The 13,142-nt window shown below is 60.6% G+C and carries 11 protein-coding genes; 5 read left to right on the top strand and 6 right to left on the bottom strand.

The genetic code is table 11. From position 1 onward, the window contains the following. Window positions 1-63: 63 nt before the first annotated feature. Complete coding sequence (locus FFS68_RS08740) at window positions 64-924, bottom strand: hypothetical protein (RefSeq protein ID WP_137752795.1); 861 nt, start codon at window positions 922-924, stop codon at window positions 64-66. A 101-nt stretch (window positions 925-1,025) separates the two neighbouring features. On the opposite strand from FFS68_RS08740, the gene FFS68_RS08735 reads away from it, so the two are divergent. Continuing rightward, window positions 1,026-1,721, top strand: a complete 696-nt coding sequence (locus FFS68_RS08735; protein WP_137752794.1) for a hypothetical protein — start codon at window positions 1,026-1,028, stop codon at window positions 1,719-1,721. A 52-nt stretch (window positions 1,722-1,773) separates the two neighbouring features. Here FFS68_RS08735 and FFS68_RS08730 read toward each other — a convergent pair whose 3' ends face one another. Beyond that, window positions 1,774-5,973: a hypothetical protein gene (locus FFS68_RS08730; RefSeq protein WP_212742331.1), complete on the bottom strand. Its 4,200-nt coding sequence runs from the start codon at window positions 5,971-5,973 to the stop codon at window positions 1,774-1,776. A 920-nt stretch (window positions 5,974-6,893) separates the two neighbouring features. On the opposite strand from FFS68_RS08730, the gene FFS68_RS08725 reads away from it, so the two are divergent. After that, window positions 6,894-7,343: a hypothetical protein gene (locus tag FFS68_RS08725; protein WP_212742330.1), complete on the top strand. Its 450-nt coding sequence runs from the start codon at window positions 6,894-6,896 to the stop codon at window positions 7,341-7,343. Window positions 7,344-7,426: 83 nt separating this feature from the next. Here the strand turns inward: FFS68_RS08725 and FFS68_RS08720 are convergent, their stop codons facing one another. The 3 genes from FFS68_RS08720 to FFS68_RS08710 all read right to left on the bottom strand — a co-directional run bounded on the left by FFS68_RS08720 (window position 7,427) and on the right by FFS68_RS08710 (window position 9,869). After that, window positions 7,427-8,659, bottom strand: a complete 1,233-nt coding sequence (locus tag FFS68_RS08720) for a DUF6602 domain-containing protein (protein ID WP_137752792.1) — start codon at window positions 8,657-8,659, stop codon at window positions 7,427-7,429. A 155-nt stretch (window positions 8,660-8,814) separates the two neighbouring features. Then, a complete protein-coding gene (locus tag FFS68_RS08715) occupies window positions 8,815-9,408 on the bottom strand; it encodes an alpha-ketoglutarate-dependent dioxygenase AlkB (protein WP_137752791.1) in 594 nt (197 codons plus the stop codon). Then, window positions 9,405-9,869, bottom strand: coding sequence for an SOS response-associated peptidase family protein (locus FFS68_RS08710; RefSeq protein WP_249340089.1), 465 nt, complete (start codon window positions 9,867-9,869; stop codon window positions 9,405-9,407). Before FFS68_RS08710 ends, FFS68_RS08715 begins: the two co-directional genes overlap by 4 nt. Window positions 9,870-9,972: 103 nt before the next feature. Between FFS68_RS08710 and FFS68_RS08705 the strand changes: the two genes are divergently transcribed. The 3 genes from FFS68_RS08705 to FFS68_RS08695 are packed head-to-tail and all read left to right on the top strand — an operon-like array spanning window position 9,973 to window position 12,393. Further along, window positions 9,973-10,590 (top strand): SOS response-associated peptidase, encoded by a 618-nt coding sequence (locus FFS68_RS08705; protein ID WP_137752790.1) that lies wholly within the window; start codon window positions 9,973-9,975, stop codon window positions 10,588-10,590. Further along, the gene (locus FFS68_RS08700) at window positions 10,587-11,021 is read left to right on the top strand and encodes a DUF1810 domain-containing protein (protein ID WP_137752789.1); all 435 of its coding nucleotides are present in this window, start codon (window positions 10,587-10,589) and stop codon (window positions 11,019-11,021) included. The genes FFS68_RS08705 and FFS68_RS08700 overlap by 4 nt, the downstream gene beginning before the upstream one ends. A 28-nt stretch (window positions 11,022-11,049) precedes the next feature. Beyond that, window positions 11,050-12,393 carry a hypothetical protein gene (locus FFS68_RS08695; protein WP_137752788.1) on the top strand — a complete coding sequence of 448 codons (1,344 nt, stop codon included), beginning with the start codon at window positions 11,050-11,052 and terminating at the stop codon, window positions 12,391-12,393. 31 nt (window positions 12,394-12,424) lie between these two features. On the opposite strand, the gene FFS68_RS08690 is transcribed toward FFS68_RS08695, so the two are convergent. Continuing rightward, a complete protein-coding gene (locus FFS68_RS08690) occupies window positions 12,425-13,045 on the bottom strand; it encodes a TIGR02281 family clan AA aspartic protease (RefSeq protein WP_137752787.1) in 621 nt (206 codons plus the stop codon). Window positions 13,046-13,142: the final 97 nt, after the last annotated feature.

Raw genomic sequence — 13,142 nt, 5'->3', positions numbered from 1 at the left:
AGAACACTCGCTCCCGACGCTCCGATATCCTCGCTCATCACCGCTCCTCGCAAAGAGCGGCTATCAGCACCCCGCAGCAGCTTCCCGCAAGGTGGCCTTCAGGACACGGTTACGCTTCGCACGCACCATGTTCATGAGATCCCAGTACATGGTCTTCGCAAGCGGGGCCTCGATCCCTGCGGGATAATGAAAGGCATAGATCGGCAGTTCCATGGCAACGCCCGTTTCATGATAGGCGCGCCCATATTCGGGCCGAAGATATGCGTAGATCGCCCATCGAATATTGTTCAGATACTCCGCGATCGTGCTCATGTGATACGCGAAGAGGTGGTCGTGGAACCACTCCCAGAACTCTGGAAGCACCGTGTACCCCATCCCTTCGTCGATCGACTTTCCGTGCCGCTCAAGGATTTCCACGATCTTCTTCACATTGCCCTCAAGGCGCGCAAAACTGTGCTTGCCGATGTCGGCGCAGATTTTGATCCAGGTCATTCGCGCGATATCGAGGTCCACCTCAACTTGGATTGAGGGAAGCCAGACGCGCTCAATATGTGTATCCTGCTCGAGCCACGCTGAGAACGCTTCGACGGTCTCCACCAGCTTTCGGGCGTCGCGCCCCAGTTGCGGATTGGCGGCGATCTGGCGCAAGTAGAACAGGAAGCTGAAATCGCTCTGGCGCGATCCCGGCGTCGGCTTCGCCAGGCTAAATGGCAGGTCAGATCGTCCGCGCGATACGAGCGGGGACAAAAAGTCGCCAAGCAAGATGTGGGATATTCGCCGGGTTTCCTCTGTTCGAGGCATCAGCACCAGATCATCGGTCTTAGGGCCGATCGGCATGAAAATGGCGAAATTGACCATCTCGTCGATCATCGACCAGACAGCATTTAGAATAATTGCTTCCTGCTCGACTGGACTGAAGCTCACGACGACTCCCTGTTCGGACTATTGGGGTTTCCATTGCTATGAAAGCGTTGGGAAAGCGAACTTGATTGTAAGGTTGCGGCCGTTAGGGGATAGCGGACTTGATGATGGATCAGCACGAATTGATGGTTGAGGTGCTGCGCCTTGCCGGAGGCCAAGCCGTCGAAGATCACTTGGCATCCGGCTATGGCGGCAAGAAGGCCGACATCGTCTTCAAAGATGCCAATATTGTCGTCGAAGTGAAGTCAATTGCAACCGATCGCGCCGCGAGCCCAGAAGTGGCCGACGCGATCGTGATGATGTTTCAAAAGAACGTCGCGGAAGGCGCGCCTATTATCTTCGGGCAAGTGACGATCGGAATGCACGATTTGCCCGTGCCGATCGCGCACAAAGCGTTGCGGATCATGGGGAAGCGCGTCCAGCGTGAGGCGACAGAGGCTAACAAGCAGATCAAGGCCACCGCGGCTGCGCTCGGCATGGAAAATCCTTACGGCCTTCTCGTAATCATTACGCCGCCTTTCCGATTGGATCGCGAGACGATCGTCTGGCTTTTCGGCGATGCCGTGAAGGGAGGCACCTGCCGGGCCGTCAATGGCCTACTCGTGGTCGAGAGCATGGCGGGGACGGCCGGGGCCGACCCGCTCCAATCCAACTCCTTCATTTCCTTCCACAGCAGGGACGGGCGAGAATGCCCGCTGGTCGTGCGAGAGGCGATTGGGGCCGCGTGGGGTACGGTCACCGGGCAGCGCATGAACCGCGCCGACGCCGATGATTTCAGCGCGCTAGGCGCCCGGTCCTGAGCCGTCGGCCGCGTTTCGGGATGCGCGACGCCTATCGGTGCCTGCTTCTGGCTTAAGTGGTCTCGGGCGAGTTAATCGAGATGGGGTACGACTCCAAAGCTTCGGCGTATGGGTCTGGCGCTAGTATCGGCCAAGGTCGGCCGGAGGTAATGTCGGGGTGTCGGCGTTCTTGCTCGGAGACGCCGATCTTGTCTCGCAACTTGTCTATTTCGTTGAGACAGTGTGCGGCACGGTCAGTCGCGCCGCCGTCCGTTGTGAGGGCAAGGAGTCCACGGCGGAGCTCGTTCGCCGGCAACGGCACCCGGTGGTACGCCCCCTGCCAATGGTCGGACGGGATCGTCAGGGTGGTAGCATTTTCGACCGACTGCCAATCAAGCAAGGCGCGGCTCGACGTCTTCTCGGCGTCGATCAGAAGCTTGATATCCTCGACCGCCGGATTCTCGGCCAGCGCGCGCGCGAGCAGGAGCAACGGGGCGCTGGTGGCCCCGTCCCCCAACAATTCCCGCACATCGATCCGAAGTTCTGGATGCTTTGAAATCAATGCGGCAAGCTCCCGTTGCGCGCGCCAAGCATCACTCGCTGATCTCTTCAGTTTGTCGGCAATCGTCAAATCGATGAGGCGCCGCGCCGAACTCAGCGTTTCCAGCTCAAGAGCGGAGGCGTGCCACTGATGGTCGGCGTAAAATGCAGGGTCATTCTCGGCGAGGGCGAATAGCGCCTCTTCGGCGCCCGGCTCCGGCGTTCGGCCAAGGCATCGCGTCATTTCTTCCAGCATGCGAGGGTTTCGTTGCTGTTCGGGCAAGTTGGCAATGATTTTCGGGATTTCCGAGACCGGGGTCGCGAACGGAAGCAGGCGAAGCCATTCTTTGAGCTCGTAGGAATCGTCTCGCAGGATCCAACTTTCCGTTTTGGCGGCCTCGAAGACATCGGCAATTCCCGTCTCGATAGTCCCGATCTGAATGGTCTCCCCGGATAAGATGAGTGAAAGGAGTAGCCGCGCGCGGGCGCGCCGTGGTGCGGTCGCAAGCAGCCGGTCGATGGTTTCGCGCCGTTCCCCGTGCGGCATAGTCGTGCCGACGGCCGCGAGCGCAAGCGCTAGCTGCTTCTGCTCGTCTTGCTCCAGCCCCCGCGCCGTAAGCGTATCGATCGCATCGAAAATCCTGTCTGCCTCGGCCGCGCTGAATTCGGGCTGCGCTGCTTTCTCCTGACGGCGTCCAACCACGTTTGAGAAGTCCACGCCGCCAAAGAACATCTTGTCGGACTTCGGCAAAGTTGCTCGGGTCCAATGATCGCGGAGGATTTGGGCGGCTAGTTCACCGAAATGAACATTGGTGAGATAGGTGGCGACCAGATCGTCGCATTCGGTCCCTTCGATCGCGCGCAGGGCTCGATAATATTCGGTCAGGAACGGATGTTGGGCCTGCTGTATAGCATCTCTGTCGGCCCGCCCGCTCTGCCGAACTCGCTCGCGAAAACCTGCGTACAGATTAAGATTGTCGTCGAGCAGTCGTTTGAGAATCGGGAGCCGGCGCGCAGAAGGTGCGCGGCCTATCATTTCGGCGATCGAGGCCTTTTGTACGCGCGAGATATTCTCCGTTGCGAGGAGCCTTTCGCCCCATTTCTCGGCCAAATCCCCGATCTTTGCCTGATCGGAACGACTGAAGGGGCGGCCTCGACCTTCTTCGTCAGAGGTGTCGCGAGCAAAAAGATGGCTGAGATCGCCAATGCTCTCGTCGGGAAGATCGTCGGCCTTGCTCAGCATGGCGGCCACAAGGCTCGATCCCGGCGTGTGGGCGATACGGCTTCTGAGCGCCGAGGCATACTTGGTCGCTGCCTCGTCATAGCGACCGTCGACTCGCGATGCCGCCCTTGCCGTAAGATACGCATCGATGAGTTTGCCGACCGAAGCGGGGCCCAGGACCGAAGCGGCAGCTTCTGCTCGATCATCGACCCTGTCCGTGCCGGAAAGGGCGATCCCGAGCAGTTCCTCATCGTCGAATATGTAACCGGCCAGTGCAAGCGCGTCGTCGGCGCGATAGAAGAGGTCACTGCCCGAACGCAGGCGAAGCATCAGCGCGTCTGTAAACGCCTTCGGATAGCGCTGTTGCACGTCATACAGCAAGGCCGACTGAGCCGAGTTTGCCCGGTCGATATCGAGGCGTGCAACCAGGTCGGTCACTTCCTCAACAGCGGCGGGGTCTTCGCCATGTACCAGGTCATAGAGCCGCTCGCGCGGCGACGTGCGCGTCGCGGCACGACGGGCTCTGGCTGCTGTAATCCTCTCGGCGACGGCAGCATCATGAATCTGGCCTACATGAAGGCGATCGACCAATATGTCATAGGTCGCGTCATCCGCGGTTTCGAGAATCTCTAAGACATGGCGGTCTGCACGCCTGTAGTCGAGCGTCGAGACGACCGTGGCCTTCACTTCAGCATCGATATCTTCCTTTGCCAGTTTCGTCGCAAGGTCTAGACCATCCATGCCGCTGTTCGACGCGATCTCACGAAGCACGTTTGCGCGGATAGGTTGTGGAAGCTCCTTGATTTTGGCTTCGGCGTTCGGGCCCAGCACCGCCGGTCGAAAGCGCGATCCGGCCGACAGTGCCGCAAGGTGCACATGGTCGTTTTCGTGGGAGAATAGGGGCCACAAAATGTCTGCAAACTCAGGGCGCCCCGAGGTGATCATGAACCTCACCGCGCGATCGATTTTGCCGGCTGCATGCCATCGGTCGAGATTGGCCTTGATAGAGCAGGAAACGATGTCCCACACCTCGTCCGTCGCGCGATAGATCAGCTCAGCAGCGAGGATCGGATCGACCTCGAATCCGGCCAATATAAGCTTGCCGCAGGCCGCCTTGAGACTTTCGTCGCCGCGAGACATTCGTTCGATGGCGAACAGGACCGCTTCGGTCCAGGGACGAAGGTCCAGAATGTCGCGCTTTAGATGATCTCTGGCGATATCATCCGATCCGGCCTCGACGATCAGCCGCGCGGCCGAGTGCGACGCGAACCATTCCTGGAACTGCTGGTGCTGAAATGTGTAGCCTGAATCGTCGGCCATTCGGACGAGGACATGATGGCTCGCGAGCGCGTTCAATATGTCGTTCGGCTGCGCAATCGCGCTGGAGAGTTGTCCGGCCTCTATCAAATCCCGAGTGACAGCGGCGACGGATTGCCGAGCGGTCGGGGCACTCAGGGAGGTGTTTCCCGAGTCTGTCAAAACGACTGCGAGCCGCTCGAGATATTCTGCTTGGAAGCCGTCGACGACGGCGCGGAGGCTCGGCTTGTGCGCCTCGTCATTCTCCTGCGCTGCAACGAATCGCCTCAGCACCTCTTCCTTTGTCCGCGGAAAAGCGGTGCCCGGCGGAAGGTCGAGCAACGCGGTCAGGTAAAGAGGGACGGCGACCAGATCGCTCACTCCGGGCGTACGCCAGGCCTGGTCGACCAGCCGTTCTCCATCGGCACCCCGAAGGGCACGGGCTATGTTAATTTGCTGCTCGTCGCCGAGCGGCAATATTTCAACCGCTTTGCCGGCGAGCGGAACGTCAAGCGCCTCCTGCCGTGTCGCCACCACCAGGCCGACTTCCGGTAGCTCGAGCTTGAGCCGAGCGATCTGAATTCCGGCCCTCTGCCTTGATAAAGCGTCGAGTTCGTTCCACCCGTCGAGGAGCAGCACAATGCCCGGATTGTCGGCAGCTGTCCGGAAATCTGACTCGGAGACATGGAGAAAAGCCGGTCGCTTCAGGATCGAGCCGAGGATATTCTCGGTCCCCGTCGCCCATTCCCCCAAAGGGAGGACCAAGGGGATGCCGTTGCCGATGTCCGAGACACTGCGCGCAAGGTGGAACAGGGTCGCCGTCTTGCCCATCCCTGGTGGGGCGACGAGGAGCAGGTCGTCGAACGTTGTCACCGCTTCGGCTAGCGCCTTGATCGTGAGCGGCGCTTCGATGCCCTCGATCATCAGCGTCGGCGATATATCCGAACGTGGCCATTTGGCCATTTTCTGCATGCTGTCGAGGTCCGCTTTCGCCGCCGCCTCGAGCCGCCTTCGGATATCATTTGGCGTTGGTGCCATTCGCGGACCGTATGGAATTTTCTCCATGACGCTCCGCCAGCTGTCCTCGTTTGACCGGCGTTTCCATCCGCGAAGCTCATCGACGGTGAATTTGGAATCCTTAGAATCTACTGCTTTGCCGCACACTTGGCAGAGCCAAATCCCATTGTCGGCGGACCGGCGCTCCTCGGTCGTCATCTCGGCGCGGTATCGGGGCCCGCCTTCGGCCGCCGCTTCGATGTGCGATGCGACGCCAACCCGGATTTCGTCGGTACCGTCCGAGGTGGCAGCGCTAGTCAAGTCGCGGCATTCGGGATTGGAGCAATGGCCGCGCGCCTGTCGTTCCAGCGCCTTCTTTGTGGCTGGTGTGAACTCGTCTCTATTGTTGCTCCTAGACATCGCTGCACAGGGCATAGGACGAAACATGCAATCGACAAAGCAGTTCCGGCGGCATATATTTCTGCGTTACTTGTTACTCCGGTTCCGATTGGCCTGCGACTGATCAAGCGTACACGCGAGAGAGGCAGGGCGCGGCAGCTGGTGACCGCACTCTGACCTCGCAGGCTCGGCCAGGGGTCGCGCTGATGTTGGGCCGCGCGGCGCACTCGGCTCGCTTTCCTTGCGGGGCGGCGGCTAGGCACTGGCGCGCATCGCACGCCGCCACGCTGCGGGCTTCCCAAGAGCGCGTTTTTCGGGCCCTACGGGCCGGCGACTTCGATGTGTGGGTGGGGGATGCGGTAAGCCCCGCTCCATCGCTGCAGCGGGGCTTACCTAGATTGCATCCGAAGATACGATCAAATTCTGCCATTTCTTTCGTCTGGACAGGTATGTGAAACGTACCGGTGAGCCCATTGACTCCCGGCATCGATCAACCTTCTCGTAGACCGTGCCGATGGTCGCTTCGTCCCAGACATAGCAGCGGTGCCTCTCTTGCCGGCAGGGCGTGAGGAAGACCGGTTCGGAGGCAGCGACGCACTCGCCGCTTTCATGGCTGATGCTCTGGTGCAACTTGCCGTCGCGCCAATTGCCGCGCGGCTCAGTTGCGAGTCCATGCGATTCGACATAGCTGTCGGCGGCGTACAGGTGGGCGTAGAGAGCACCTGGGCGAGGGGGATGCGATGGAAGAGGATGAGATCAAGGAAAAGGTGTCGGCGGCGCTTGAGGCGCTCTACGTCGAGGAGGGGCAGATTATCGGTTTTGATATCGGTGAGCGGACCATCTCCTCATGCCTCGCGTGGCTCCTGAAGCCGTATTTCCCGGACCATGCGGTGCATGTCGAATATAACCGCCATGGGGTCTATCCGAAGGAGATCGAGCTGCCCGACGCCGAAGGCGAGCTAACCGATAACAAGGTTTTCCCAGACATTATCGTGCACGTCCCGGGTACGGACGATCACAATCTGCTCGCGATCGAGATCAAGAAATCGACGAGCAATCGAAGCGACGAGCGCGACCTGATGAAGCTTGCCAAGCTCAAGCAGGAGATCGGCTATGCGCACGCTCTCTTCATACGACTGAAGATGGGGAACGACGCATCACACGAGGCCTGCATCCTCGACTGGGTGTGATCATTTGTCGCGTCTCTCGCTTTTATCCGTATCTTCGGGAAGCAGGTAAGGGTTCGGATTGCAGAAGAAATAGCCCGCGCTGCCTACGATGATTTATTGTGCCAATCCGTCATGAATAGGTCGACCCAGCGCGTCAGACGGCCAGAATTGTCGTCGGCGGCGACATCTCGCCCGTCAGGCAACATCACCATCTTGAGCTGCAACGTCGTGAGCACGAGATCATCGCCGTCGCGCGCAACCAACGTGGTGTCTACTAGCGACCGGAAAAATTGCTCGGGATCGCGGTCCTCCTTCTGAAGGAATTTGATCAACTCCTGATCCTTGGTGCTGATGTCCACCTTGCAGAGTTGCCGGACCACCACCGCCTGAATTGGGTCGAGCTCGACCGGTTGCCATGGCCGGTGTTCGGGACCCGCAGCCAAGTCTGCCGGGCTCGCGTTCAGAACCTGATATTGCCAGCTCCACCTATCTGATTCGGCAAGCTTCAGAGGCTTTGCGCTGATCAGCAGCGAGAGCTTTTCGACCTCGAGATCGTCACCGAACAGTTCGGGAGCCGGGCTGAGATAAGAAATGCGCGTCCAAAGATGTTCGAGGATAAGCAGGGTCGGGTTCACATGCGAACTGGCCACGATCGGCCACCAGCCGTCCGAGTAGATCGGGGAACAATAAGGATGGCCGCTCAGCTTCACCAACGCGGCACCTTTCGTGACGATCAAGTTTGGAAGCGACGGAGGGCCATGTCCCTGTTGCTGCACGCGCTCCGCGAGGAACTGCTCGAACCCCCGGCGCAGTCCGCCTTCAGTCGCATATCCGCCATAACCGATCATGATCCGAACAGGGGCGATCTGGTCGATCATGATGCTGTGCCAGATCATGTGCTTCGCACGATCCATCCCCATCCAGTCGTCGGGGAGAAGCTCGCCGACACATTCGGCATAACGGCGCATTGACGCGTCCAGACTGAAATCGGCCGGGCCGGTTGCGCCTTTCAGCCAGGAGCTGGTTACCGCGGCAACTCCCTTCAACTGATCATAGGCGTCGGCGAGTTCGCCTCCGAACAGCGTCTTCTTCACCTCGATCACCGCGAGCACATCGCGGACGTTCCACTCGAACATGCCATCCACAAACGGAACGGGCTTTCCGGTGCCGCGGACCAGCATGCAGTCGATTTCGCCGCTGCGTCCCCCAAAGCCATCGACGGCGAACCCCCGCACGATCTGGAGTTCGAGGTGGGAAGGGATCGCTACTTCGAGCAATTTGCGCGTCAGCCCTTCGTACATCGCACCGATTGTCGGCGGATGCGTGATATCGCTCATGTCGAGCTGCTTGGCCTCCGCAGTACGCAATGCTTCAAGAAGGTCGCCTAGTGATCGGATCATGGGAGGATGATGACATATGCCTACCAGTCAGCGCCATATTTATGTCGCGCATTGGTGCCTTCCCGGGAGCCAACGGCGGGCTGCCTAATTCGTCAGCGAAGGCTCCGCAATGTGATCGACCAGCGCGGCCTGTCCATCGCGGCGATGCCATGTTCCCAGTCGTTACGCACCTCTCCGTCCATATGATAGATGGAACGCGCCGCAAGAGCCGCGCTCGTGCGATCAAACCTGATGCCGTTCCGGCGCCGAAAGCGCATGGTGGCATGGGCGCCGAGCGAAATGCCAATGACATGCTCGAATACCGGCCGGTCCTTGTGCCACCCGATCCCGGCGCCTGCACCATATTCGATGAGAAGCGCCTGTTCGAGCGCGCACTCATCGAGGCCGGCGAAGGCTGCGGCGCGAGCACGCACCGGTTCGAGCCATTTTGGCAACGGATCGCCGGGGGCAAATCGGCCGGTCTGGAAATCATAGGTCCAGCCGAATGAGCGCGTCAGCCTCTTTCCTTCCCATTGCTGGAACTGGAACGGCGTCAGGTTGGAGGCTGCAATGTTGGCAATCAGCTCAGCCTCTTCGGCGGGCGTGACGACATCGTCGCGGTAAGCGAGGCCGGGAAGCGAGGGTGTGCCAAAAAGGTCGGCTTGGGGCGCGGGCCGCAGTGCCCGCGCGGCTGCGGCGCGCGTCATAACGGGAGCGTGGCTTGCGCCCGCAGCGGTTCGACGAAGAGCGTGTGGCGCGGCGGCTCCTCGAATAGTATTTCGTTGGGGAGCGTGCCGTCGAGCCAGTGCATGACATTGCGCCGTTCGATGATCACGCCGTGGCGTGACTGATAGGGAATGACGTCGGCGCCGGCGGGGATGGTGAGGATGCGGTACGACAGCGGCCAGTCGGCGAGCGGCGGGTCCCAGACGGCCGCGAGATAGAAGAAATTTCCGCTGTCGAGTGTGACCCGGTAGCGGTGCTCGCCGGTGCCCATGCGGAACTCGGACGCCGGGATCAGGCAGCGGCGCTTGGGGAACGCACGGCCTTCGGAGCGCACGAAACGAAAATTGATGCCGTCCGAGAACCGCGGATCGGAACCCCATACCGCTTTGACCATTTCGACTTCGCCCATATTGTCGGGGTCGCGGCGGACGAGCGCCGCCACGCCGCCGCCCGGGGCATCGGGATCAAAAGGTGTTGGCGCGATGGTCACATGTGGAACATAATAGGAACGAAGATGAGTCGCAAGAGCCAGGGGGCAGAGGCGAATGTGCAATGACTACAGGTTGGAAGTCGATATCGCCTCGATCGCCGAAGATTTCGACGATCTCAAGATCAAGATCGAGATGCCCGAGGGCGCGCCGAACGTGCCAGCGCGCGAAGACGTCCGCATCACCGACATGGGGCCAATCGTGAAGGCGAGCGATGGCTCGGCGATGGGCGAGCTCGTCAACCGGCGCTGGAGCTGGCCGGGACAGGGCGGGAAGCCGGTTTATAATGTCCGCTCGGAGGGCCGCGATCTTGGCACCCAGCGCTGCCTTGTCCTGTGCGACGGTTTCTACGAATTCACCGATCCGACCGACAAGACGCAAAAGCGCCTCGATAAATGGCTGTTCACGATGAAGAATCATCGCTGGTTCTGCATGGCGGGCATATGGCGCGACGCCCATGTCGGCGAAGCCTTCAGCCTGCTTACGATGGACGCGGGGCCGGATATTGCACCCTATCACCATCGCCAGATCATTCCGCTGCCGCGCGATCAATGGGCGGCCTGGCTCGATCCGCGCGTGCCCGCCGCCGATGTCCTCAAATGGCTGCCAACGGGCAGCCTCGAGGCCACCCAGGTCTACGGCAAGCCGCCGGCGCAGGGCGCGCTGGCGCTATGAGCGAAGCACAGGGGCTGGAGCGGTTCGTCGTCGCGCAGGAGCAGATTTACGCCCGCGCGCTTGATGAGATTCGGCGCGGCAAGAAGCGCTCGCATTGGATGTGGTTCATTTTTCCGCAGCTCGCGGGGCTTGGGCGAAGCGCAATGGCGCAGCGCTATGCGATTGCCGATGAAGCCGAGGCACGCGCCTATCTCGCGCATCCGCTTCTTGGCGCGCGCTATGTCGAATGCGTGTCGGCGCTCCAGGATTTGATCGGCAGTGACGCGGTGGCGGTGTTCGGCGATGTCGATGCCGTAAAGCTCAGATCGTCGTTGACGCTGTTCGAAACGGCTGGCGGGGGCGCGCTCCTCGGGGCGGCGCTCGATCGCTGGTTCGGCGGTCGGCGCGACGAGCGGACGGCTGAGCTTCTGGGTCTTGCCGAAAGTAGCTGACTGCCGCTTGCCAGGCCGGAGGGGATTGATGGACTTCAACAATCGCGAGATTGCGACGCTGGTCTGGAGCGGAATTGTGGTAGCGGCGGTGTTCGTCAACGCGCCGGTCCGGTCGGCTTTTCGCGCGATGCTAAGGGCCATGGCGCATCGTGCGCTATTGCTCATTTTCGCGGTTGCTGCGCTCTATGTTGCTGCGTGCGTCGCGTTCCTTGCCTGGTGGGGGATTTGGACCGTCGATAACATCAAGTCGACGGCCGCATGGTTGCTGGCTTTTGTGCCGGCGACGCTTTTCAATGCGAACCGGATCGACGAGGACCGGACCTATTTTGGCCGGACCATTCGGGATACGCTCAGCCTCACCGGGTTGCTGGTGTTTATCGGGGGACTGCAAAGCTTCAGCCTCCCCGTTGAGCTGGTGATCATACCTCTGATGACCTTTCTGGCGCTTATGCATCAGGTCAGCGAACGCGATGTGGCCCATGCCCCGGCCAAGCGCTGTCTTGGCACCTTTCTCGCGATCGTCGGCTTCGCAGTTCTGGCTTACAGCATTTACGCGACATTCCTCGAATGGCCGAAGTTCGACGTGCGGAAGAATGTGAGCGAGCTGCTCGTGCCGATCTTGCTGTCGCTCCTCTTTCTGCCGTTCCTTTACTGCGTGTCGGTCGTCATCGTTTATGACCGGAACTTCGGAAACATTGCCTATGGCTTGCCCGACAAGGGTCTGGCTCGCTTCGCGCGGCAACGGGCTTTTTTTGCCTTCCGGGGAGATCTGGGTCTGCTCAAGCGGTGGCGTCACATCATCATGCATCGCCGACCGACGGATCGATTGGGCGTCGTCCAGGCGATCGCTCAGGCCCAGCGTGAAAAGGAACGCGCGGAACGGCGTCCGGACGTTGACCCCGCGGACGGCTGGTCGCCCTATGTCGCGATGGAGTTTCTGGCGTCCGAAGGTTTCACGTTGCCGGGTTACCTCTGGTATTTCGACCGTTATCGCGCGAGTTTTCTTCACAAATTTGGCGATCGGCCGCTTGCCAATCATGCAACCTATTATGTCGAGGGCGACGAGGCACATGCGACGCTTCTTACGCTCGAACTTTGGATGTGGGGTCCGGACAACAAGGAAGAGGATGAGCCACGCTTCGCGAAGCTGATTGCCATGTTGATGGACAGGGCCGTCGGACCCGATGCCGTCGCGGCCTTTCGCGGCGTGCTGGACGAGAATCACCAAGGTGTCTCGCTCGAGTGGAACGGGTATATTTTCGCGATTGAGAGCGACGAACCCGGGCCGTCCGGCCAATTTTCGGTGAGCTTTACCATCGCTCATCCTGCCGAACCGCGCGATGCCTCTGATGATGAAGCTCAGCGAGATTAGCGATCGATGTTGGCGCGATTGTCGGCCGGCATCAGGCGCCGGATTTGGCTATTTTCGGCGTCAGGATCAATTTGCGGTCCTCGACGCGCCACGACTGAAGTTCCGAGAGGAAATTCATGCCCAGGACGTCGGTGTCGCCAAGCCCGGGCGAGATCACGACTTTGAGCTTTCGCGCCTCAATGCCGCCAATATCGAGCCGGTCGAGCGTTCCTGCGTCGGCGCGAACCGTGCCGTTTGCGGTCTTCATGAGCAAGGGCACGAGCGTCGCATCGGCCTCGACGCCTGCGGCCCGCGCCGTCTCGACCGAAAGAGCGGTGACCGTCGCACCGCTGTCCACAAGCATGCGCCGCTCGGTGCCGTTGAGGCGCACGGTCGCCCAAAAATGCCCGTCGCGGGCCATCGGAATGCGGACCTCCTCGCCCACCACCTCTTGCCGGTCGAGACCGAGGCTTGCAGTGATTCGCGACAGATTGGGATCGAACGGCGCCTGCTGGAGGACCAGGAAGATGCCGAAGGCGAGCAGCGTGAAGGAGAAAAGCGCGCGAAAGACCCGCCCGACATAGGGAATCTTGAACAGCAACATCAGGATCAGGGCCGCGCCGACGGCGTAGATCGCAAGCTGGGTCCAGGGCAGGTCGGTGGTGAGCGGCATATTATTTAGCGCGCTTTTACAGGCGCGAAGGTGACGCGCCAGTGAATGATCCACAGCAAGGGAACGCGGACGGCTTGACGCACGTTCGTTCCGGGTG

Origin of the sequence: Sphingopyxis sp. L1A2A (assembly GCF_005502465.1) — a bacterium.
Classification (GTDB): domain Bacteria; phylum Pseudomonadota; class Alphaproteobacteria; order Sphingomonadales; family Sphingomonadaceae; genus Sphingopyxis.
This window is presented reverse-complemented; position numbering and strand designations above follow the sequence as displayed.

What these genes read in the sequence shown, in the direction of transcription:
- FFS68_RS08735 (WP_137752794.1), top strand. Translation starts at nt 1,026, where the DNA reads ATGATGGATCAGCACGAATTGATGGTTGAGGTGCTGCGCCTTGCCGGA.
- FFS68_RS08730 (WP_212742331.1), bottom strand. Translation starts at nt 5,973, where the DNA reads ATGACGACCGAGGAGCGCCGGTCCGCCGACAATGGGATTTGGCTCTGC.
- FFS68_RS08725 (WP_212742330.1), top strand. Translation starts at nt 6,894, where the DNA reads ATGGAAGAGGATGAGATCAAGGAAAAGGTGTCGGCGGCGCTTGAGGCG.
- FFS68_RS08720 (WP_137752792.1), bottom strand. Translation starts at nt 8,659, where the DNA reads ATGAGCGATATCACGCATCCGCCGACAATCGGTGCGATGTACGAAGGG.
- FFS68_RS08715 (WP_137752791.1), bottom strand. Translation starts at nt 9,408, where the DNA reads ATGACGCGCGCCGCAGCCGCGCGGGCACTGCGGCCCGCGCCCCAAGCC.
- FFS68_RS08705 (WP_137752790.1), top strand. Translation starts at nt 9,973, where the DNA reads ATGTGCAATGACTACAGGTTGGAAGTCGATATCGCCTCGATCGCCGAA.
- FFS68_RS08700 (WP_137752789.1), top strand. Translation starts at nt 10,587, where the DNA reads ATGAGCGAAGCACAGGGGCTGGAGCGGTTCGTCGTCGCGCAGGAGCAG.
- FFS68_RS08695 (WP_137752788.1), top strand. Translation starts at nt 11,050, where the DNA reads ATGGACTTCAACAATCGCGAGATTGCGACGCTGGTCTGGAGCGGAATT.
- FFS68_RS08690 (WP_137752787.1), bottom strand. Translation starts at nt 13,045, where the DNA reads ATGCCGCTCACCACCGACCTGCCCTGGACCCAGCTTGCGATCTACGCC.